The 19,880-nt window shown below is 63.6% G+C and carries 19 protein-coding genes; 7 read left to right on the top strand and 12 right to left on the bottom strand.

Annotation, left to right across the window (positions count from 1 at the left end):
• The first annotated feature begins 47 nt into the window (after window positions 1-47).
• The 4 genes from ACSR1C_RS18350 to ACSR1C_RS18335 are packed head-to-tail and all read left to right on the top strand — an operon-like array spanning window position 48 to window position 4,021.
• Complete coding sequence (locus tag ACSR1C_RS18350; RefSeq protein WP_407926659.1) at window positions 48-1,211, top strand: acyl-CoA dehydrogenase family protein; 1,164 nt, start codon at window positions 48-50, stop codon at window positions 1,209-1,211.
• Window positions 1,211-2,311: a CaiB/BaiF CoA transferase family protein gene (locus ACSR1C_RS18345; protein ID WP_054540665.1), complete on the top strand. Its 1,101-nt coding sequence runs from the start codon at window positions 1,211-1,213 to the stop codon at window positions 2,309-2,311. Before ACSR1C_RS18350 ends, ACSR1C_RS18345 begins: the two co-directional genes overlap by 1 nt.
• On the top strand, window positions 2,271-3,164 hold the full coding sequence (locus tag ACSR1C_RS18340; RefSeq protein WP_460260550.1) for an HTD2 family dehydratase: 894 nt from the start codon (window positions 2,271-2,273) through the stop codon (window positions 3,162-3,164). The genes ACSR1C_RS18345 and ACSR1C_RS18340 overlap by 41 nt, the downstream gene beginning before the upstream one ends.
• A complete protein-coding gene (locus tag ACSR1C_RS18335; RefSeq protein WP_082386786.1) occupies window positions 3,158-4,021 on the top strand; it encodes an HpcH/HpaI aldolase/citrate lyase family protein in 864 nt (287 codons plus the stop codon). Before ACSR1C_RS18340 ends, ACSR1C_RS18335 begins: the two co-directional genes overlap by 7 nt.
• A 66-nt stretch (window positions 4,022-4,087) precedes the next feature.
• Here the strand turns inward: ACSR1C_RS18335 and ACSR1C_RS18330 are convergent, their stop codons facing one another.
• From ACSR1C_RS18330 to ACSR1C_RS18305, 6 genes are all read right to left on the bottom strand, one after another.
• A complete protein-coding gene (locus tag ACSR1C_RS18330) occupies window positions 4,088-5,530 on the bottom strand; it encodes an NAD-dependent succinate-semialdehyde dehydrogenase (protein ID WP_054540667.1) in 1,443 nt (480 codons plus the stop codon).
• A gap of 47 nt (window positions 5,531-5,577) precedes the next feature.
• Complete coding sequence (locus ACSR1C_RS18325; RefSeq protein WP_235974527.1) at window positions 5,578-6,546, bottom strand: alcohol dehydrogenase; 969 nt, start codon at window positions 6,544-6,546, stop codon at window positions 5,578-5,580.
• A 232-nt stretch (window positions 6,547-6,778) separates the two neighbouring features.
• Window positions 6,779-7,678: a transporter gene (locus tag ACSR1C_RS18320; RefSeq protein WP_462596930.1), complete on the bottom strand. Its 900-nt coding sequence runs from the start codon at window positions 7,676-7,678 to the stop codon at window positions 6,779-6,781.
• A gap of 165 nt (window positions 7,679-7,843) precedes the next feature.
• The gene (locus tag ACSR1C_RS18315) at window positions 7,844-8,599 is read right to left on the bottom strand and encodes a glucose 1-dehydrogenase (RefSeq protein ID WP_054540670.1); all 756 of its coding nucleotides are present in this window, start codon (window positions 8,597-8,599) and stop codon (window positions 7,844-7,846) included.
• 80 nt (window positions 8,600-8,679) lie between these two features.
• Entirely contained in the window at window positions 8,680-10,317 is a 1,638-nt protein-coding gene (locus ACSR1C_RS18310; RefSeq protein WP_054540671.1) for a flavin-containing monooxygenase, read from the bottom strand.
• Window positions 10,318-10,432: 115 nt separating this feature from the next.
• A complete protein-coding gene (locus ACSR1C_RS18305) occupies window positions 10,433-11,335 on the bottom strand; it encodes an alpha/beta hydrolase (RefSeq protein WP_054540672.1) in 903 nt (300 codons plus the stop codon).
• A gap of 537 nt (window positions 11,336-11,872) precedes the next feature.
• On the opposite strand from ACSR1C_RS18305, the gene ACSR1C_RS18300 reads away from it, so the two are divergent.
• The 3 genes from ACSR1C_RS18300 to ACSR1C_RS18290 all read left to right on the top strand — a co-directional run bounded on the left by ACSR1C_RS18300 (window position 11,873) and on the right by ACSR1C_RS18290 (window position 15,367).
• Entirely contained in the window at window positions 11,873-12,664 is a 792-nt protein-coding gene (locus ACSR1C_RS18300) for an IclR family transcriptional regulator (RefSeq protein WP_054540673.1), read from the top strand.
• A gap of 19 nt (window positions 12,665-12,683) precedes the next feature.
• Window positions 12,684-13,844, top strand: coding sequence for an acyl-CoA dehydrogenase family protein (locus ACSR1C_RS18295; protein WP_054540674.1), 1,161 nt, complete (start codon window positions 12,684-12,686; stop codon window positions 13,842-13,844).
• Window positions 13,845-14,299: 455 nt separating this feature from the next.
• Entirely contained in the window at window positions 14,300-15,367 is a 1,068-nt protein-coding gene (locus ACSR1C_RS18290) for an IS110 family RNA-guided transposase (protein ID WP_054540675.1), read from the top strand.
• A gap of 247 nt (window positions 15,368-15,614) precedes the next feature.
• Here ACSR1C_RS18290 and ACSR1C_RS18285 read toward each other — a convergent pair whose 3' ends face one another.
• The 6 genes from ACSR1C_RS18285 to ACSR1C_RS18260 form a co-directional block, all read right to left on the bottom strand.
• Complete coding sequence (locus ACSR1C_RS18285) at window positions 15,615-16,691, bottom strand: TrbL/VirB6 family protein (RefSeq protein WP_054540676.1); 1,077 nt, start codon at window positions 16,689-16,691, stop codon at window positions 15,615-15,617.
• 12 nt (window positions 16,692-16,703) lie between these two features.
• The gene (locus tag ACSR1C_RS18280; protein ID WP_054540677.1) at window positions 16,704-17,123 is read right to left on the bottom strand and encodes a hypothetical protein; all 420 of its coding nucleotides are present in this window, start codon (window positions 17,121-17,123) and stop codon (window positions 16,704-16,706) included.
• Window positions 17,120-17,314 (bottom strand): DUF4177 domain-containing protein, encoded by a 195-nt coding sequence (locus ACSR1C_RS18275; protein WP_054540678.1) that lies wholly within the window; start codon window positions 17,312-17,314, stop codon window positions 17,120-17,122. Before ACSR1C_RS18275 ends, ACSR1C_RS18280 begins: the two co-directional genes overlap by 4 nt.
• A complete protein-coding gene (locus ACSR1C_RS18270) occupies window positions 17,311-18,297 on the bottom strand; it encodes an ATPase, T2SS/T4P/T4SS family (RefSeq protein ID WP_460260548.1) in 987 nt (328 codons plus the stop codon). Before ACSR1C_RS18270 ends, ACSR1C_RS18275 begins: the two co-directional genes overlap by 4 nt.
• Window positions 18,298-18,301: 4 nt before the next feature.
• Entirely contained in the window at window positions 18,302-19,681 is a 1,380-nt protein-coding gene (locus tag ACSR1C_RS18265) for a TraB/TrbI/VirB10 family type IV secretion system protein (protein WP_054540680.1), read from the bottom strand.
• The coding region (locus ACSR1C_RS18260; protein ID WP_460260547.1) for a TrbG/VirB9 family P-type conjugative transfer protein at window positions 19,678-19,880 on the bottom strand (203 nt) is incomplete at its 5' end. The genes ACSR1C_RS18260 and ACSR1C_RS18265, both read right to left, overlap by 4 nt.

The following is a 19,880-nucleotide window of genomic DNA, read 5'->3' as shown; positions in this document are numbered from 1 at the left end:
GTCGCCCATCCGCTAACTGCATGGCATCCACAAAGAGGAGCAGACAGGTGATCGAGACCAGCGAAGGGTCATTCCAGGACATCCGCGATGCGGTGCGCGCACTCTGCGTGCAGTTTCCCGATGCGTATCACCGCCGGATTGACGAGGAGCGCGGCTATCCCGAAGAGTTTGTGGAGGCGCTGACCCGGGCGGGGTGGATGGCGGCCATGATCCCTGAGGAATACGGCGGTTCGGGGCTGGGGCTTGCAGGAGCCTCAGTCATCATGGAGGAAATCAACCGCTCGGGCGGCAATTCCGGTGCCTGCCATGGCCAGATGTACAACATGAACACCCTGGTCCGGCATGGGTCCGAGGAACAGCGCCGCCTCTATCTGCCGAAGATCGCCGCTGGCGAATTGCGGTTGCAGTCGATGGGGGTGACCGAACCGACGACGGGCACCGACACCACGAAGATCAAGACCACCGCCGTCCGCAAGGGCGACCGTTATGTGATCAATGGCCAAAAGGTCTGGATCAGCCGGGTGCAGCATTCGGATCTGATGATCTTGCTGGCCCGCACCACCCCGCTGGCCGAGGTGGCGAAGAAATCCGAGGGCCTGTCGATCTTCCTTGTCGACATCAAGGCGGCGATGGGCGCGGGCATGGCGGTGCGCCCGATCCCGAACATGGTCAACCACGAGACCAACGAATTGTTCTTCGACAATCTGGAGATCCCGGTCGAGAACCTGATCGGCGAAGAGGGCAAGGGGTTCAAGTACATCCTGACCGGGCTGAACGCCGAGCGGACGCTGATCGCGGCCGAATGCATCGGCGACGGTTACTGGTTCACCGAACGGGTCGCGAAATATGTCTCGGAGCGCGAGGTCTTCGGCCGGCCGATCGGCAAGAACCAGGGCGTGCAATTCCCGATCGCCGAGGCCTTCATCGAGGTCGAGGCCGCGAACCTGATGCGGTGGGAGGCCTGCCGGCGCTATGACGCGGGGCTTGAGTGCGGGGCACAGGCGAACATGGCCAAGTATCTGGCCGCAAAGGCCAGCTGGGAGGCCGCGAATGCCTGCATCCAGTTCCACGGCGGCTTCGGCTTTGCCTGCGAATATGATGTGGAACGCAAGTTCCGCGAGACCCGGCTCTATCAGGTCGCCCCGATCTCGACCAACCTGATCCTCAGCTATGTCGCCGAGCATATCCTCGGCATGCCGAGGTCGTTCTGATGGGCCTGCCGCTTCAGGGAGTGAAGGTCGTCGCCATCGAACAGGCCGTGGCCGCGCCCTTTGCCACGGCGCGTCTGGCCGATGCCGGGGCAGAGGTGATCAAGATCGAACGGCCCGAGGGCGATTTCGCCCGCGGCTATGACGATGTGGCCAGGGGCCAGTCGAGCTATTTCGTCTGGCTGAACCGCGGCAAGACCTCGGTGACGCTGGACCTCGGCTCGGACCGGGGCAAGGCCGAGCTGGCGCGACTGATCGGCGGCGCCGATGTGCTGGTCCAGAACCTGAGGCGCGGCGCGCTGGCGCGGCTGGGCTTTCCGGCCGAGCGGCTGGCGCGGGACTTTCCCCGGCTCATCACCTGCTCGATTTCCGGCTATGGCAATGACGGGCCAATGGCCGACCGCAAGGCCTATGACCTGTTGATCCAGGCCGAGTCGGGGCTCTGCTCGATCACCGGCGGGCCTTCCGAACCGGCGCGGGTGGGCATATCGCTGGTCGATATCGCGACAGGTGCGACCGCCTATTCGGCCATCCTCGAAGCGCTGATCGGCCGCGGCGTCACCGGGAAAGGGGCTGCGATCTCGGTCTCGATGTTCGATGTCATGGCCGACTGGTTGACCGTGCCGCTGCTGAATCACGAAGGCGGAAAGAGCCCCCGGCGCATCGGCATGGCGCATCCCTCGATCGCCCCCTATGGCGTCTTCACCGCCCGCGACGGTGCGCCGATCCTGATCGCGGTGCAGAGCGACCGCGAATGGCGGGCCCTCGCCCAAGCATTTCTGGGGGATCCGGCGCTTGGCACCGACCCGCGCTTTGCCACCAATGTCGCCCGCGTCGCCAACCGCGCGGAGACCGATGCCGCGGTCGCCAGGGCTTTTGCCAGCCGCGACGGGGCTGACGCGATCGAGGCTCTTCTGGCTGCGGGTATCGCGCTGGCCTCGGTCAATGACATGGAAAAGCTGTCGCACCACCCGCATCTGCGCCGGGTGACCGTCGCCACGCCGAACGGCCCGGTGCAGATTCCTGCGCCCGCGCCCATCTTTTCGGGCGAGGACCGCAGCTATGGCCCCGTCCCGCCGCTTCAGCCCCTTGCCGAGGCATGATGACATGATCGCGCTCGACCTTGTCCATCTGCGCCAATGGATCGGCCGCGAGGAGACGCGGGCCGAGCGGCTGACCACCGCAATCGCCGCGCGGTTCAACGCCACCTTCGACCGCACAGAAACCGCGACGGAAGGCGAACCGGCCCCGGACCTGATCCACCTCTGCCTCGCCCCCGACATCGCGCCGACCTCGACGCTCGGCCCCGACGGCCACCCGGCCCGGGGCGGTTTCCTGCCGCCCGTGCCCCTGCCGCGCCGCATGTGGGCGGGCAGCCATTTCCGCTTTCACGAAGACATCCGGATCGGTCACATGGTCACCCGCCGCTCGGTGGTCCGCGATGTGACCGCCAAGCAAGGCCGCAGCGGCCCCCTGTGCCTCGTCACGGTCGAGCATCGCATCGACAGCGACGGTGCGCTTGCCGTTACCGAACGCCAGGACATCATCTATCGCGCAGCCGGTCCCGCTGCGCCCCCCTCTGCTGCGCCTCCCGCTGCCGAGGCCGCGCCAGAGGGCCGGTATCGCCGGGCGATCGACGCAAGCCCGACGCTGCTGTTCCGCTACTCGGCGCTGACCTTCAACGGCCACCGGATCCATTACGACGCCCCCTATGCCCGGGCGGAGGAGGGCTATCCGGGGCTGGTCGTGCACGGGCCGCTGCAGGCCACGCTCCTGCTGCAATTCGCCGAAGCGCTGCGCGGAAAGCGCCCCGCGCAGATCGGCTTTCGCGGCCTTTCCCCCCTCTTCGACACCGCCGGCTTCACCCTGAATGCGCAGGACGAGGGGGACGGATTGCGGCTCTGGACCGCGGCCGAGGGCGGGCCGGTGGCGATGGAGGCGCGGGCGGAATGGTGACCCCTGACCGTATCGCCCCCGACCGTATGGCGACTGTCCGCGCCCCGCTGTTCGTGCCCGCCGACCGGCCCGAACGCTTCGGCAAAGCGGCGGCCTCGGGGGCGGATGCGGTGATCCTCGATCTGGAGGATGCCGTGGCCCCCACCGCCAAGGCCGCCGCCCGCGCTATGCTGCGCCGTGATTTCACCACCCTGCCGGTGATCCTGCGCATCAATGCCGCCGGGACAGCCTGGCATGCAGACGACCTTGCGGCGGCGGCGGCGCTTCGCCCCTCGGCCGTCATGGTTCCCAAGGCCGAGGCACCCGACGATCTCAGGCGCATCGTGGCCGCGTTGGCCGACATACCCTTGGTCGCCCTTGTCGAAACCGCCCGCGGCCTTGCGCAATGCCGGGCGATTGCCGTTGTGCCGGGCGTCATCCGTCTTGCCTTCGGTTCGGTCGACTTCTGCGCCGATCTTCGCTGCGCGCATACCCCCGAGGTGCTGCTGCCTGCACGCTCCGAACTGGTGCTCGCCTCGCGTCTTGGCGATCTGCCGGGGCCGCTCGACGGGGTGACCACCTTGCTGGACGACGCGACCGAAACGGCGCGCGACGCGGGGCGCGCGCGTGATCTGGGGATGGGCGGCAAGCTGTGCATCCATCCCCGCCAGATCGAACACGTGCTGGCCGCCTTTGCCCCTACGGCCGAACAGATCGACTGGGCCAGACGCGTTCTGGCCAGCGGCGATGGCGCGGTCCAACTTGGCGGCACCATGGTGGACGAACCCGTCCGCCAGCGGGCGCGCGCCATCCTTGCCGAAGCTGCGGCCCCCGAAAACCGCCGCGCCGCCGGCTTTCATGGCGACAGCGCAGGGTGACACCCGACCGAGGAGCGCCAGACCGGCAGCCGGGAGGTTGCCGGACGGCGCCAACGGGCGGTCATCCTAGACGGCGGCCTGCGTCACCAGCTTTGAAATCAGATATGAGTTGATGGCTTCCGAGCCGCCCTCAGACCCGTAACCGGAGTCCTTGACCCCACCAAGCGGGAGTTCCGGCAATCCCAGAAGGGTGTGGTTGATTGCCAGCATGCCAACTTCAAGCTCGGTCTGAAACCTTTGCGAATTGCGGATCGACGAGGTGAACGCATAAGCTGCAAGGCCATAGGGAAGGCGGTTCGCTTCAGCGATCGCCTCGTCGATCGTATCGAAGGGCGACAGCATCGCGACCGGCCCGAAGGGTTCCTCGTTCTGGATGCGCGATGAAAGACTGACATCGGTGAGAACGGTCGGGGCTTGAAAGAACCCGGCCCGCGGTGCCGCATCGCCCTCGACCAGCACCTGCGCCCCCTCGCTCACTGCCTCCTGGATAAGGCCGGCGACGGCCTTGACCCGGCGCTCGCTGACCAGCGGGCCCATTGCCGTGGCCGGTTCGAGCCCCGATCCGGTCCGCACCTTTTTCACATGCTCGGCCAGCGCCGCGGCGAAGCGGTCGTAGATGCCCCGCTGGACCAGCACGCGCGTGGGCGAGATGCAGACCTGCCCCGCATTGCGGAGCTTGAAACCCGCAACGGCCGCGACCGCCGCCTCGACATTCGCGTCCTCGCAGACGATGACCGGATTGTGGCCGCCCAGTTCCATCGTGATGCGCTTCATGTGTTTGCCGGCCAGGGCCGCAAGCTGTTTGCCCACAGGCACCGAGCCGGTGAAGGACACCTTGCGGATCACCGGATGTGGAATGAGATAGTTCGCGATGTCAGCCGGTTCGCCGTAAACGATGTTGAGAACGCCCGGCGGAAGCCCGGCGTCCAGAAGCGCTTGTGCAAGTGCCGCAGGCGAAGCCGGCGTGTCTTCGGGCGGCTTGGCGACAACGGTGCAGCCGACGGCCAGCGCGGCACCAAGTTTGCGCACCAGTTGCGACATCGGGAAATTCCATGGCGTGAAGGCCACGACCGGACCCACCGGCTGCTTGAGCACCATCTGGGTCACGTTCGGCGAACGCGCCGGAATCACCTGCCCATAGGCGCGCTGGCCTTCGCCGGCGAACCAGTCGAGCAGATCGGCGGACGACATCACCTCGGCGCGCGCCTCGGCAAGGGGCTTGCCCATTTCCATCGTCATGCACGGCGCGAGGGTATCGGCGCGCTCGCGCAGCAGCACGGCCGCCTGACGCAGGATGCTGCCGCGCGCATAGGCGCCGGCATCCCGCCAGGCCGCGAAGGCGCTGCCCGCGGCCTGCACCGCCTCCTCCAGATCGGCAGGTTCGGCCATCGCATAATGGCCAATCACCTCTGCGGTTGCCGGATCATAAACGGCTGTTCGCTGCCCCAGCGCGCCATCGCGCCACCGTCCGTCGATCAGGAGTTGAGTATCAGGATAGGTCGTTTCCATGTTGGTCCCCCGGGCGCCCGCCTTCGTGGTGCCTTCAGTCAAGTCATTTACACACCGGCCAGAATTGCCCTGCCGACGATCTTGCCACCGGCGAGGCTGTTCAGCACGTCCTCAGCCTCGTCGAGCTTGTAACAGGTGGTGGGAATCGGCTTGATCGCGCCATTGCGGGCAAGCTGCATCAGTTCCGCGAACTCTCCGGGGGAGCCCGTATAGCTGCCGCGAATCGTGAGCGCGCGCACGGCGATCAGGGGAAGCGCCCAAGGGGCAGCCCCGCCGAACAGCCCGACGATGACATACGTTCCGCCCTTGCCCAGAGCGTCGAAGCCAAGCCCGGCCGTCGCCTCGGCGCCGACGAAGTCGATCGCCGCAAGGGGCGCCTCGCCGGCGGCGGCATGAATCTGCGCCACGGCATCCGCGGCGCGCGGATCGACCGCCGCACAGGCCCCCGCGGCAAGGGCGGACGCCCGCTTGACAGGGTCGATGTCGACGAAGACGGGCGCCTTGGCACCCAGCGCCTGCAACAGTTGCGCGCACATCAGCCCAAGGCCGCCAGCGCCGATCACCAGAAGCGCATGGTCCTTCAGTGTGCCCTCGACCTTCTTGAGCGCGGCGTAAGCCGTAAGCCCCGAACAGGCCAGCGGTGCGGCGTTTTCGGGTGGGATATCTCCGATCTCATGAAGATATTTCGGATGCGGCACCCGGATCTGCGTGGCATAACCGCCATCGACATGCATGCCGAGAAACTGCGGTTTCATGCACAATTGCTCCTGGCCCGAGGCACAGATCGCGCAGGTGCCACAGCCGATCCAGGGATAGACCACATATTTCTTTCCCCTGTCGAGCGTGCCGACATCCGGGCCAGCGGCGACCACTTCCCCGACCGTTTCATGCCCCATCACCAGCGGCAACGCGATCCCGCGCTTGGAGAATTCCAGCTTGCGGCCGTGGCCAAGATCATACCCCCCCTCGCGGATATGCAGGTCGGTGTGACAGACGCCGGCGGCGGTCACGGACAAGATGACCTCCGTTCCGCGAGGGGTCATGTCCGGCCTGTCGTCTGGACGCAGGGGTTGACCGAATTCATGAACACATTGGCAATGCATGATGTTTTCCTCCCTTACAGCTCATCAATGATGTAGCTTTTGGATTTGCAGTTGCTGGAATGGGGCGGAAAGCACCGCTCGTTTCCGGACGATCGACGCTTTCCGCCTTTCCCAGGAATATTTCGACCCACCGCTCCCGCACCGTTCAGAAGAACTTCGCGAGCCGGAGGGTCAGCGTTGCGTCGCGCTCGAACGTATTCTGCGCGTCCACATCGTGCCCGACTTCCATCAGGAACTGCGTTGTCGGGTCGAGCATCTGGGACCAGGCCACCCGAACGGTGGTGGATTCCACGTCCGCGCCCTTGATGCTTCCCACCGTTTCGGCACCCCCCCAACTTGTCGTGGCCCCAAGCGAAAGCGTCGTCCTGTCGCTCGCATTGTAGTTGATCCAGCCGAGCGCGGTATAGCTCGGATCCTTCTCGACATTCGCTCCACCAAGGCCATCCTCGTTGTCACCGTAGACCGTGACGTCGCCCACAAGATCCACCGACCATTTGGGGGCAATATTGAACACGAAGCCTGGCTGAATGGCGACGGACCATCGGTTGGAGCCCAACCCAAGCTCAGTGGTAGAATAGTCGCCGGTCGGCATGGTGAGATAGGTGGCGATGGCGAAATAGCGTCCGTTTTCGGGATCGTTCAGCGGCCAGATCGTACCGACAAGAGTCGTGTCCCCGAAGGAGAGGTCCTTGGTGCCAACGGCGGTTCCGCCGATGCTCATGTTGTCCAGCCCCCCGAAGGGTTGCAGCACGTTCACGTCGGCACGCATTCCCCCGAGGTCGAAATAGTAGACATAGCGAAGAAGGCCCACGTTCGTGTCGAGGCTCGACCCCGCCACTTCGTCGCCATTGCCGTCAACCAAAGTGTCTGAGGTGCTGCCAAGATAATATGCCAATCCAAGCTGCGTTCCCGCGGGTGCGGGCACGAAGTCACGCGGCTGCGCGTCCCACCCATACGCGGCGGTCCCCGTCATTAGACACTGGGCAGCAAGCCCGGCCGCTACGATTGCGGAATACCGAACATTCTTTCCTGGCTTCGACATCATCATTTCCTCCCTATTGATTTCCATTCTCTCAACGTGGCCCGTAGCGCCACAACTCTCCGAGGCGGAATGCGCTTTCCGACTGTCCCGATTGTTGACTGCCGACAGGCAAGCTGCCGGCAGTTCTCAGGTTCTCAGGATTGCGCCTTCGCGGTGGACCCGGAACGGTCAGTTGGCCGTGTAGCCACCATCGACCACCAGTTCCGCACCGTGCACGAACGAGGCCTCATCCGAGGCAAGGAACAGAACGGCGTTCGATACCTCGCCCGGCTGGCAGGGCCGGTCGAAGAGTGTCGCCCCCATGATCGCCTTGCGGGTCGCGGCATCGCCGTGCAGCAGATCCTTGGTCATTGGCGTGTCGATGACACCGGGATGGACCGAGTTCACCCGGATGCCGAACTGGATCAGATCGACCGCGCAGGATTTGGTCATCAGCCGCACCGCGCCCTTGGAGGTGATATAGGCCCCGGCCATGGCCGCCCCGACGATGCCATAGATCGACGAGATGTTGATGATCGAGGCCTTGCCCGATTCCTTCATCAGCGGCACCGCAGCGCGGATGCCCAGATAGACACCCTTCACGTTGATGTTCATCGTCCGGTCGAATTCCTCGGGCGAGGTTTCGTGCAGCGGCTTCAGAATCAGGATACCCGCGTTGTTCACCAGAATGTCCAGCCGCCCGGCCTTTTGCCGAACCGTCGCGATGGCGTTGTTCCAGTCGTCCTCGCTGGCCACGTCATGCTTGATGAAGTCTGCTTTGCCCCCGGCCGCCACGATGCCCTTGGCCACCGCTTCGCCTGCCGCTACGTCGCGGTCGGTGACAAAGACATGCGCACCCTCGCGCGCCAGAAGTTCGGAGTGGGTCTTGCCCATCCCCATCGCAGCGCCCGTCACGAGGGCGACTTTTCCAGATACACGTCCCATAGACTCTCTCCCTTAATTTTTCGGCTTTCGTCGAAGTAATCTGTGGCCGGGAGGGCACTATCTCCCCCCCGGCCAGCGCGTCAGGTTGAGGCCTTCTCGCGGTCGAAGATCATGGTCTCATAGCCACCATCCTTAACCGCGTCGATCGCAGCGCGGTAATTGCCGAGGCCCGCCAAGTAGAACATGACGGCATTCTTCTTGCCAGGAATGTTGGCACCGAAGATCCAGCTGTCAGCTTTCGGGAACAGGGTCATGTCGGCAATCGTGCGGCACAGGGCGACCCATTCGTCGCGGGCAGCCTCGGTCGGCTCGATGCTCTTCAGACCCTTGGCCTCCATCATCTTGATGGTGTCCGAAAACCATTCGACCTGCGTCTCGATGCTGGGCGGCAGGTTTGTGAAGGGGCCGTTCGGGCCAAGTATCATGAAGAGATTCGGGAAATCCGTCTCCATCATGCCCAGATAGCCCAAGGGGCCGTCCTTCCACTTGTCGCGCATGGTGACGCCGCCGCGGCCGCGCAGGTCCATCCTCGTGTAGTTGCCGTCCACCGCGTCAAAGCCGGTGGCGAAGATCACCACGTCCAGCTCATGCTCGGCGCCGCTTGCCAGACGGATGCCGGTCGGGGTGAACTCCGCGATCGGATCGGCTTTCACATCGGCCAGAGTGACGTTGGGGCGGTTGTAGACCCCGTAGTAGTCGTTCCCGCACAAGGGCCGCTTGGCGTAGAGGTCGGTCGGCGTCAGCTTCCTCGCGGTCTCGGGATCCTTCACGATCTGCCCGATCTTCTTCTTGATGAAGTCGGCCGCCGCGTCATTGGCGATCTGGCTGGTCGCGATGTCGCAGAAGGTGCCGAACATGAAGTAGAAGCCGCCGCCGCGCTGCCATGCCGCCTCGAACACGCGCTCGCGTTCCTCGGGCGTGGCTGTTTCCGCAGGGATGGTGCTTTCCTCGAAGCCGAACGCCACGGCCGACGATTTCACCTGTTTCCAGATGTCGTCATAGCTGGCCTTCTGCGCGGCGATCGTCGCCTCGTCCTGCGGCGTGTTGCCGATCGGCACGACATATTGCGGCGAACGCTGGAACACCGTCAGGTGTTTCGCGATGGGGGCGGTGGCGGTGATCACCTGAGTCCCGGTCGAGCCGGTGCCGATGATGCCCACGCGCTTGCCCTTCAGGTCGATCCCCTCCGGCCAGGCGCCGGTGTGCAGGATCTGTCCCTTGAAGCTGTCGATGCCCTTGAACTTGGGCAGGTTCGTCGCCGACAGCAGGCCAAGACCGGTGATGAGGTATTTCGCCGTGACGGTCTGTCCCTTGTCGGTGGTCACATGCCAGAGCCCGGTTTCCTCGTCGAAACGGGCTGCGGTGACGCGGGTGTTGAACTCGTAGCTGCGGCGCAGATCGTAGGTATCCGCAACCTCGTTCATGTAGGCGAGGATCTCGGGCTGGGTCAGGTAGCGGGTCTTCCAGCGGCCTTTCTGCAGCAATTCGCCGCTGAAGGAATAGCGGTAGACGAAGCTTTCCGTGTCCGACAAGGCGCCCGGATAGCGGTTCCAGAACCAGGTGCCGCCGACATCGCCGGCGCTGTCATAGGCCTTGACGTTCAGGCCCTGCTCATTGCGAAGTTTGTAAACGGAGTAGAGGCCGCCGAAGCCCGCGCCGACGACGACAGCATCGAAATCGGCCCCTTTGGTCTTGGTGGTTTCAAGAGTCTCGGTCATGTTTCTCTTCCCATATCATGGCTCCGAAGCCCCGTGCGATACGGGCCTGGCGCCGGATTGATTGTCTTGACGCGTCAGGCCGCCCAGCGCCGCAATGCGACATCGGGTGGCGCAATCACAGCGCGCGATACCAGGTGGCGATGCGGGCAATTTCCTGATCGGCCTCGGGCGCACGGCCCGCCAGCGACGGAAAGACGTGCTGCATGCCGGGAACCACCGAAAGCGTCGTCTTCACGCCCGCGGCCTTGGCCTTGGCGTGCAGCGCTTCCGAGTCGCTCTGCAGCGTCTCGGCGCTTCCGCAGGTGATGTAGAGCGGCGGGAAGCCGGTGAAGTCGTTTTCCAGCGGGTTGGCCAGCGGGTTCAGCGGGTCGGTCGCACCGCCCAGGAACATTCCCGACATCCCTTCCAGGATGGCACGGCTGACAAGAGCGTCCGTCCCGGCATTGGTTTCCAGCGTCTTGCCGCGCAGTGCCATGTCGAGCCAGGGCGAATAGGCGATGACGGCACCCGGCAGCGGCAGGCCAAGCTCGCGGAATTTGAGAACCGAGGCAACGGCAAGGTTGCCACCGGCACTGTCGCCCGCCGTCAGGATGTTCTTTGCATCAAAACCCTTGGCCAGCAGCGCCTTGTAGGCGGCCACGGCGTCTTCGATCTGGGCGGGGAAGGGGTGTTCCGGCGCACGGCGATAATGCAGGTTGCAGGCCGTCACGCCCAGAGCCTTGGCCAGATGCCCCACCATCTTGCGGTGGCTGTCGGCCGACCCCACGCAGAAACCGCCGCCATGGGTATAGAGAATCACGCGCTTGGTGTCGGCGCCCGCAGGCAGCGCCCAGATCGCCTCGACGCCGCCGACATGGTCGCTCTTGTAGGTGACGTTCTCGGGCTCCAGCGCGGGCTGGCCCCATTCATCGAACATGCTGCGCAGATTCAGGATCGAGAGATTCGGATTCGCGACCATCTGGTCGGTCCAACTCTGATAGAGCGCACGCAGTGTATCGGCTTCCTTGCTGATCGGCATATTTCTCCTCCCAGAGACAGGTTTGTCTTGCAGGTCCGCGTCATCTCGACCGAGATCCCAATCGGCACAGGCCGGTCGCGGATCGCCCTCCAATTCTTTGAGCCTAGAACCGCTGCAGTGGCCTGTATTGGATAATCTTGCTCGGTTCATTGTGTATTCTTGCTGCCCGGTCGAGGCGCGCGTCCGCGCGGCATGGGCTGGAACGCCGCCAGGCCGGGCCTTCCTGCAAGAAGCAATTCGTTCCTCGCGGACACGAAGCGTGCCGAAAGTGCCCATAAGAGCGGAAGAGACGCATGACTCGGCGTGACCTCGATCAAGCGGTTACTGCGTTCCGCGCCGGTGCGGTCGCGCACCCGGTGTTACGTTCGCATCACATGAGCGGAGAGGTGTTTATTCCGACAAGCGGATTATTGTTCAGCAGTCGGCGGTGAGGTGATATATTCCGCAGAGCGGAAAAGTATTCCGCGATATTGACAGAGACTTTAGCGCCTGCTACCCTAGATTCATATAGGGGCGGTCTGCCGAGGAGGGGCGAACGTGCGACCACGCAAGGAGCACGCAGAAAGCGATGGGCAGGACCGCGATTTCGTGGTCGCTCTTGCGCGGGGTCTCGAAATTCTTCGTGCCTTTCGGCGCGAGGGTGAGGCACTTGGCAACGGCGACTTCGCCATGCGCACCGGGTTGAGCAAGTCGACTGTCTCGCGCCTGACCTATACCCTCCACAAGCTCGACTATCTGAGCTGGAATCCCGACACTGCGCGCTATCAACTTGCGCCGCCGGTGCTTTCGCTGGGGTTTTCGTGCCTTGCTGGCATACCACTGCGCCAGATCGCAAAGCCCTATATGCAGGAACTTGCCGACCACACCGGGATGCCTGTCGCTCTGGCAAGCCCGGATCGCCTGACCATGGTTTATCTGGAGCGTTGCCGAGGAGAGAATGCGGTGACACTTGCCATCGAGGTCGGTGCCCATATCAAGATGGCAACCACCGCTGCAGGGCGCGCCTATCTTGCTGTCATCCCTCCCGAACAGCGTGCCGCGTTGTTCGAACAGTTTGTGCAGCACGAAGGGGCCGCCTGGCCGGAAGTCAGGCGCGGGATCGAGGCTGCGATCGAATGCTATCAGGAGCGTGGCTATTGCATGTCGCTCACTGAATGGAAGCCGGATGTCAATTCCGTCGCCGTGGCGCTTGCGCCGCGGGATGGCTCGCCGGTCATGGCCTTCAACTGTGGCGGGCCGTCCCAGACCCTGACGCGCGACTGGATTGAAAGCGATATCGCGCCCCGTCTTACCGAACTCGTCCGCCGCGTGTCGGCGGTGGCCCACTGAATTCAGGACTTCGAACATCATGTCACTAGACCCCGAAACGCTTGCACAATTTCTGGACACACTGGACCGCTTCGTGAAGGAGCGCCTGATCCCGAACGAGGAGCGGGTGGCGGAAGAGGATGCCATTCCACCCGCGCTGATCGCCGAAATCCGAGATATGGGACTTTTCGGCATGTCGATCCCCGAGGAGTTCGGCGGTCTGGGCCTGACGATGGCTGAAGAGGTTGCAGCAGCCTTCGTGCTGGGGCAGACGTCGCCTGTATTCCGCTCGCTCGTCGGCACAAACAACGGCATCGGCTCGCAGGGGATCATCATCGACGGCACGCCGGAGCAGAAGGCGACCTACCTGCCGAAGCTTGCAAGCGGTGAGATGATCGCCTCGTTCGCGCTGACGGAACCTGACGCAGGCTCTGACGCAGGCTCGGTGCGCACCTCGGCTCGCCGCGATGGGGACCATTTCGTCCTCAATGGCACGAAGCGTTTCATCACCAATGCTCCGCACGCCCATGTCTTCACGGTTTTCGCACGCACTGATCCAGCAACGACAAATGCCTCGGGAGTGTCCGCCTTTCTGGTCGAGGCCGGGACGCCGGGGCTGTCGGTCGGGCCGCATGACAGGAAAATGGGACAGAAGGGCTCGCACACCAGCGATGTCATCCTGCAAGACGTCCGCGTTCCTGCTGACAACATCATCGGCGGATCCGGCCGCGAGAACCAGGGTTTCAAGACCGCGATGAAGGTGTTGGATCGTGGTCGGCTGCACATCTCGGCGGTCTGTGTCGGGGCGGCGGAACGGCTGATCCGCGACAGCCTTGCCTATGCAATGGAGCGCAAGCAATTCGGGGAACCCATCGCCGGAAAGCAACTTGTGCAGGCGATGCTGGCCGACAGCCGCGCCGAGGCTTTTGCGGCACGCTGCATGATCGAGGAAACCGCGCGCCGCAAGGATGCCGGTGTCAATGTCTCCACTGATGCCGCCTGCTGCAAGATGTATGCCAGCGAGATGGTCGGTCGTGTCGCGGATCGCGCAGTGCAGATTCACGGCGGGGCGGGCTACATGGCCGACTATGCCGTCGAACGCTTCTACCGCGATGTCCGGTTGTTCCGGATTTACGAGGGAACCACCCAGATCCAGCAGATGGTCATCGCGCGGAACATGATCCGCGATGCCGCAGCCTGAATATTACGGAGCCTTGCAGTGAACTTCAACTTCCTTTGCCCCTCCAGGATCGTATGGCAGGCCGGAGCGCCCGACAAAGAGTACCTGCGCAGGTTGATCTGTTGTGAACTGACAATGCGCAAATACTACATGTAGCGCAAGACGTCAGTTATTTCATAGGCGTGAGAGCAATGCGTGCTTCATGTTCCGCAGCCGCCCACCCTGCGGGTCTCTTGGTCATTTCGACTGTCTGCACGTTTGGCGCGGGCATTCCTGTTAGCGCTGCGGCGCGGGCGGGCTAAGTGCGCAGTTTTCAAATGCTCAAGTGCTAGGCTCGCTCCGAGCGGTGCTCCACTGCGGCGACCACGCTCCCAACCACATTCCCTCTGAAAGTCGGCTAATGGGATGTGTCGGCTGCTTCCCCACCGTTGGGTTATCCTTAACCGGGATCAACCGCGCAACAAGGAGAAGCAGCTATGTGTGCAAAGAAAACAGGAAGCATCGAAGACCTCGCCGTCATCGGGATCGACATCGGGAAGGATACGTTTCACCTGGTCGGGTTCGACCGGTCCGGCCAGTTGGTCATGCGCAAGCAGATCAAGCGCTTGGCCCTGAATGCCACTTTTGAGCAACTCCCACGCTGCATCGTGGGAATGGAGGCTTGCCTCAGCGCCCATTTTGTAAGCCGAACGCTGCGGGGCATGGGGTTCGAGCCGCGAATCATACCGGCGATTTACGTGAAGCCGTTCAACAAGGGCCAGAAGAACGATTACAACGACGCCGAGGCGATCGCAGAAGCTGCGTTGCGACCCAACCTTCGGACCGTTTCGGAGAAAGACCAGGATCAGCTCGACCTTCAAGCCCTGCACCGGGTCCGGGCACGGCTGGTTTCTCGGCGCACGGCCACCATCAACCAGATCCGGGCCTTCCTGATCGAACAGGGCATCACCGTCAGGTCGGGGCTGCGAGCGCTGAAGAATTCCTTCGAGACGATCCTCGAACAGCGACGGGATGAGATATCGCCCTGGATGAGCGGCATTCTGATCGGGTTCTATGGCGACTGGCTCTGGCTGGACAAACGGATCGCGGATGTCTCTGGCGAGATCGAAGAGATCAGCCGCACCGAAGAGAACTGCGCCAACATCATGACAATACCCGGCATCGGGCCGATGATTTCGACGGCGATGGTCGCGGCCGTCGGCAAAGGCGAAGCATTCGACCGGGGGCGCGATTTCGCGGCATGGGTTGGCCTGGTGCCGCGACAGTTCAGCACCGGCGGTCGCACCATTCTCGGCAGGATCACCAAACGCGGCAGCCGCTATCTGAGGATGTTGTTCGTGCAGGCGGCAAAAGTGATCATGATGCGCCCACACCGATGGTCGGACTTCAGTTTCGGCCCGTGGCTGACCGCTGCGGTCGCCCGTATGCCGCGAAACAAAGCGGCCGTCGCGCTTGCCAACAAACTCGCTCGAACCGCCTGGAGCCTTCTGCGACACGGCACCCGGTTCGACGCGCCAAAAGACGCGGCCATGGAAGCGATCTGACGCCTTCCACGGTCACCAAGGAGTTCGCGATAGAGAGGACAGCATGGAACGGAGAAGATACGCCCCCAGAGTCTGACGGCCCAAATGGTCATCATCGACCTATCCGCTAATGAGACCAAGGCGCGTGCGTAACCCCATCAAGGCCACGGCCCGCGAGCCGATCAACAGGCCGGATACATATGAGCGATTTCCGAAATCGTGCCAAACTCTCGATTGCGAACAGCAGCCGACACATACATTTGGGCCGTCACCGCCGCCCTAACCTCCCCAACCGTGCCAGTTGCGCCAGCATTTTTGATCCTGAGTCTGCGGACCCTGTGACGCCTGCAGAACCCGTCTGCCCCATGCCTTGCCGCACGGGCATCTGCTGCACCCCGAAGAACTGCCGCGCCCTGAGGGCTGCGTATTCCGCGCCACTGGCCCCGCCGATGAGGTAGCGATTGTAGGCCTGCTGGCTTCCCATGGCGGCGCGGGCGAAACTGTATCCGCCACCGAGGCCTCCGGAGAGGGCAGGCATCATGATGTTGCCGGAGATCGCGCGGACAATGAAGGGTGTTGCGATGATGAAGCCCTTGGCCATGAGGACCATCATGAAGAAGGGGAGAAGGGCACCAATGTTGGAAGCCCCTTCCGGATCACCCAACTCGCCGATGAGAGCCGAGGCCACCCCGGTGATGGTCGCGAAGACCCCTGCGATCACGATAGGGTAGATCGCGAAGGAGATAAGCGCGGATAACCAGCGCGCGAAGTAATCCTTGGTCACCTCGAACAGCGTCAGGAAGATCATCACTGGCGCGATCCCGATCAGAAGCGCGATCATCAGTCGGGAGGCCACGAGGATGAAGGCGGCCAGTCCGCCGAGGATTGAGAGCAGAAGAACACCGACGATGTCGAGCATGGCGCCGGCCATCCAGTTCAGTTCGGACCCGGCAGCGTTCAAATAGTTGCCCAGCTCCGCGATCAGCCGGTCGAATTCCTCCGCGAAGGTGCCTGAAGGGCCCGGGCTGCCGCCGCCGACGGAAGCTACAAGCGCGCCCGCGATACTGTCGATCCCATAGAGAATGGCAGACGAGAACGCGTTGAACTGCATCCAATTGGTCGCGAATATCCCGATGAGCCCGATCTTGACCGCGAGCCAGAAAGCCGTGTGCCCATCCATGGCCCGATATTGATAGATCATGTTGATGCCGACGAGGATCACCACCAGCGTTGTCCCCAAAACCAGGAGCGTGCCGACCGTTGCCGCAACCGCACCAAACTGGGTCTCAGCGGCGGTGTCGAGATAGGCCTGGGAGGTTTCAACGAAGTAGGTGACGACACTCATCGCGGGGCTGCCTTACCAATTGCCTGCGGCGTCGCAGATTGCCTGGGCGGCAGGGCGGGCGGCATTGGCGCGGCGGTTGTAGGCGTCCGAGGATTGCAGCATTTCCCACCGTTCGTCGCTCGCGTAGCTCTCCCGAAACACGGCCTCGGCCGCGTCCCAGGACGGGAACCGGGTCGCGCAGTCGCAGTTGCCGGTCTCGACGACCCGCTCGAGGTTCTGTGCCCTGTAGATGTCCTGGACCAGGACGCGATGGTATACTTGGCGGAGCGGGATCTCCTGCATCCAGAGCGGCTCGGCGGGCCGGTCCGGACAAACGTCAAAGCTGCGCTCGAGGGTCGGCACAAGGTTGCGCTCGGCGAGGGCGGGGGTGGTCGTCAGGCCCAGGGCCACGGCCAGCGCACTCAGCGGAAAGCGGCGTCGCGCCCGCATCATGCTGCGGCTCCGAGGGGCGCGGTTTCGCGCTTCAGGAAGACCGTGTGCCCGACATTGGCGAATTCCGAAGTGCTGATCGACACCACCTCCCACCCGTCTGCGCCCTTCTCGTTCAGGCTGGCCTGCATGTCGGAGAGGCTGGTCTTACGGGTCATGGGGAAGGACAGGATATTGTATTCAAACGTCTTCATGGGGAAATTCCAATCTCAGTTGCGCCGGGGAGGTAGAATTCGGTGATGCCGCGTTTGCCGTCATGGCGACCGGCCTGGATGATCACATCGATGGAGTTCTCGATGTACTGGATCATGTCGGCATAGGTCATCGGGATCTCGGTCTTGAGTGCTGCGATCGCGAGGCGCTGCACGGCGAGTTGCGGGGTTTCTGCGTGCAGCGTGGTCATGGAGCCGCCATGGCCGGTGTTGATGGCCTCGAGGAAGGTCATGGCCTCCTTGCCGCGCACCTCGCCCAGGATGATCCGGTCGGGGCGCATGCGCAGCGTGGCGGTGAGAAGCACATCGGCGGTCTGGAATTCCGCGTCGCGATTGGCGATGAGGGTAACGGCATTTGGCTGGGTCGGCAGAAGCTCGGCCGCTTCTTCGATGGTCACGATGCGTTCCTCGGCCGGTACGTGAGAGAGGATCTTGCGCGCGGCGACGGTCTTGCCGGTGGAGGTGCCACCCGAGACGATCATGTTGAGTTTGTTCTCGACGCAGAAGGCCAGCGCATCATCGATCAAACCCGCGGCCACCACTGCGCGCAAGGCGCGCTTTTTTTCGACGCGCAGGTCTTCGAGCTTGCGCTCTTTTCCGTAGAGGAAATCGAGCGCAATGCCCTCGAGTGGCAGGCTTGAGAAGAACCGCAGGCTGATCGACATGGCCGAGAGCACGGCGGGCGGGGTGATGACCTGTGCGCGGATCGGGCGCCCCTTGTAGGTGATCGAAACCGAGACGATGGGGCGGTCCTTGCTCATCGTGGTATTGGCCGATGAGGCGATCTGGTTGCCGAGGTCCCTGACCTGAACGCCGGTCAGCCTCTGGTCCAGCGCGCGCATGAAGTGATCGCCCTGGAATTCGCCCCAACAGGTCCCGTCGGGATTGATGCAGATCTCGATGACGTCGTCGCGGGCGGCGGCGTTAATCCGGTCGAGCGAGGTTTCGAGATAGCTCAGCGACATGGGCTCAGAATATCTCCAGATCGCGGTCGACCATGACCGTGACGCGTGCGCCTTGGTCGACATAGATGACGGGGCCGATGGAGAGATAATCGCCTATGACGCTGTCCGTCGCATCTGCCAGATCATCGCCCACGTCTTCGAGAACGTCGGCGGCAGTCTCATCCTGGACCTCGGATGCGGCGGCACTTGGTGCGGCGGAAATCAGCGAAATCAGGGCGGCCGACCCGAAACGCTCGGCAAAGCGCGTGTCCACGAACCCCGTGACACCGGAACGGCCCAGTTCATCACCTCCGAAGGAGCTGATCTGGACGGTCTGGTTGTCGGGCAGGATGATCCGGTCCCAGGCGATCGTGACGCGGCGCTGCGCGATATCGACGCCAGCGCGGTAGCGCCCGACGAGACGGGATCCGCGGGGGATCAAGAGGCGCACGCCATCGACGCTGTAGACATCCTCGGACACCACGGCACGGGTCTGGCCGGGCAGGGAGCTGTCAAGGGCAGTTTCCATGACGGCTTGGATCATGGTGCCCTGTAGAATCGTGTTGGAGGGATTGGCGATCACCTCGGCCTGCGTCACCGTCGAGGGCAGCGCCCCGTTCAGCACGAAATCCGTCACCTCGCCAAAAGTGCGTTCGGTCAGAGCCGTTTCATTCGCTCCGGAGGCACCGCCAAAAGCGATGGTGGGCGAGGTGATGCGCCGCTCCTGGAAGGCGCGTTCCTCCGCGGCGCGGCGCTCCAGCTCGGCCATGCGCCGGGCTTCTTCCTCGCGGCGCAGTCGCTCTTGCTCGCGTGCGCGCAGCTCATCTTCCGTGGGGCCCACTGGCGCGGGTTGCGGTCGGCTGGCCTCGAGTTGGGCCAGTTCCAGATCCATGCGGAGTTGCTCAAGGCTGCGATCCCGCGCCGTCAGTTCGTCCTGAAATCGTTGCTGTGCGGCTTCCGAGGCGGCTTGTAGCGCCGCGATCTGAGCGGTCAGCGCGTCGATCGCCTCTGCGGCGGCGGTGTCTTCCTCGACGACCGGTTCGGGGGCGTTGCGCAATTCCTCGATCTGGGTCTGCAAGGCGGTGATCTGCGCCAGAAGCTCCGCGTTGGGCTCGACTGGATCCGGTCCGACGAACACGACCTCTGGCTCGGGCGGGGGCAAGGTCTCGATGGCACCAAAGCCGTCCCCCTCGTTTTGAAACACGTCCGGGGTGGCCGTCGGCAGGGCTTCCTCTTCCTCGGGCTGGGAGAGAAGATAGAGCAGGGCACCACCCGCGCCGATGACGAGGACCACGACCAGCGCGAGAAGGGGCGACCGGCGCTGCGCCGCTATGGGGGCGCGGGCACTGCCTTTCTCAAGGGCGGCGAGGCGTTTTTCCAGCTCGGTGTTCTCGGTATCGCTCATGAGGCGGCCTCCCCGGGCGGGATTGCCTCGATGCAGACCACCTCTTCGCCAAGTCGCAGGACCCATTGGCGGTTCACGCCGCTGACGCGGATCACGCCGTCTTCAGGAGTTTGCGTGTTGACCGTGCGCTCGCGGCCGCCCGCGTAGCGGAAGATCGCGGGCACAGGCGCGTTTCTTGGAAACGCGAAATACGTGAACG

It is taken from the genome of Actibacterium sp. D185-2, assembly GCF_054954595.1.
The sequence above is the reverse complement of the archived record's forward strand: the minus strand, read 5'-3'. Positions and strand labels throughout refer to the sequence as shown.

Bases quoted from the DNA above. Each gene is read 5' to 3' on its own strand.
- ACSR1C_RS18345 (WP_054540665.1), top strand. From the start codon at position 1,211: ATGGGCCTGCCGCTTCAGGGAGTGAAGGTCGTCGCCATCGAACAGGCC.
- ACSR1C_RS18340 (WP_460260550.1), top strand. From the start codon at position 2,271: ATGGCCCCGTCCCGCCGCTTCAGCCCCTTGCCGAGGCATGATGACATG.
- ACSR1C_RS18335 (WP_082386786.1), top strand. From the start codon at position 3,158: ATGGTGACCCCTGACCGTATCGCCCCCGACCGTATGGCGACTGTCCGC.
- ACSR1C_RS18330 (WP_054540667.1), bottom strand. From the start codon at position 5,530: ATGGAAACGACCTATCCTGATACTCAACTCCTGATCGACGGACGGTGG.
- ACSR1C_RS18320 (WP_462596930.1), bottom strand. From the start codon at position 7,678: ATGATGTCGAAGCCAGGAAAGAATGTTCGGTATTCCGCAATCGTAGCG.
- ACSR1C_RS18315 (WP_054540670.1), bottom strand. From the start codon at position 8,599: ATGGGACGTGTATCTGGAAAAGTCGCCCTCGTGACGGGCGCTGCGATG.
- ACSR1C_RS18310 (WP_054540671.1), bottom strand. From the start codon at position 10,317: ATGACCGAGACTCTTGAAACCACCAAGACCAAAGGGGCCGATTTCGAT.
- ACSR1C_RS18305 (WP_054540672.1), bottom strand. From the start codon at position 11,335: ATGCCGATCAGCAAGGAAGCCGATACACTGCGTGCGCTCTATCAGAGT.
- ACSR1C_RS18295 (WP_054540674.1), top strand. From the start codon at position 12,684: ATGTCACTAGACCCCGAAACGCTTGCACAATTTCTGGACACACTGGAC.
- ACSR1C_RS18290 (WP_054540675.1), top strand. From the start codon at position 14,300: ATGTGTGCAAAGAAAACAGGAAGCATCGAAGACCTCGCCGTCATCGGG.
- ACSR1C_RS18285 (WP_054540676.1), bottom strand. From the start codon at position 16,691: ATGAGTGTCGTCACCTACTTCGTTGAAACCTCCCAGGCCTATCTCGAC.
- ACSR1C_RS18280 (WP_054540677.1), bottom strand. From the start codon at position 17,123: ATGATGCGGGCGCGACGCCGCTTTCCGCTGAGTGCGCTGGCCGTGGCC.
- ACSR1C_RS18275 (WP_054540678.1), bottom strand. From the start codon at position 17,314: ATGAAGACGTTTGAATACAATATCCTGTCCTTCCCCATGACCCGTAAG.
- ACSR1C_RS18270 (WP_460260548.1), bottom strand. From the start codon at position 18,297: ATGTCGCTGAGCTATCTCGAAACCTCGCTCGACCGGATTAACGCCGCC.
- ACSR1C_RS18265 (WP_054540680.1), bottom strand. From the start codon at position 19,681: ATGAGCGATACCGAGAACACCGAGCTGGAAAAACGCCTCGCCGCCCTT.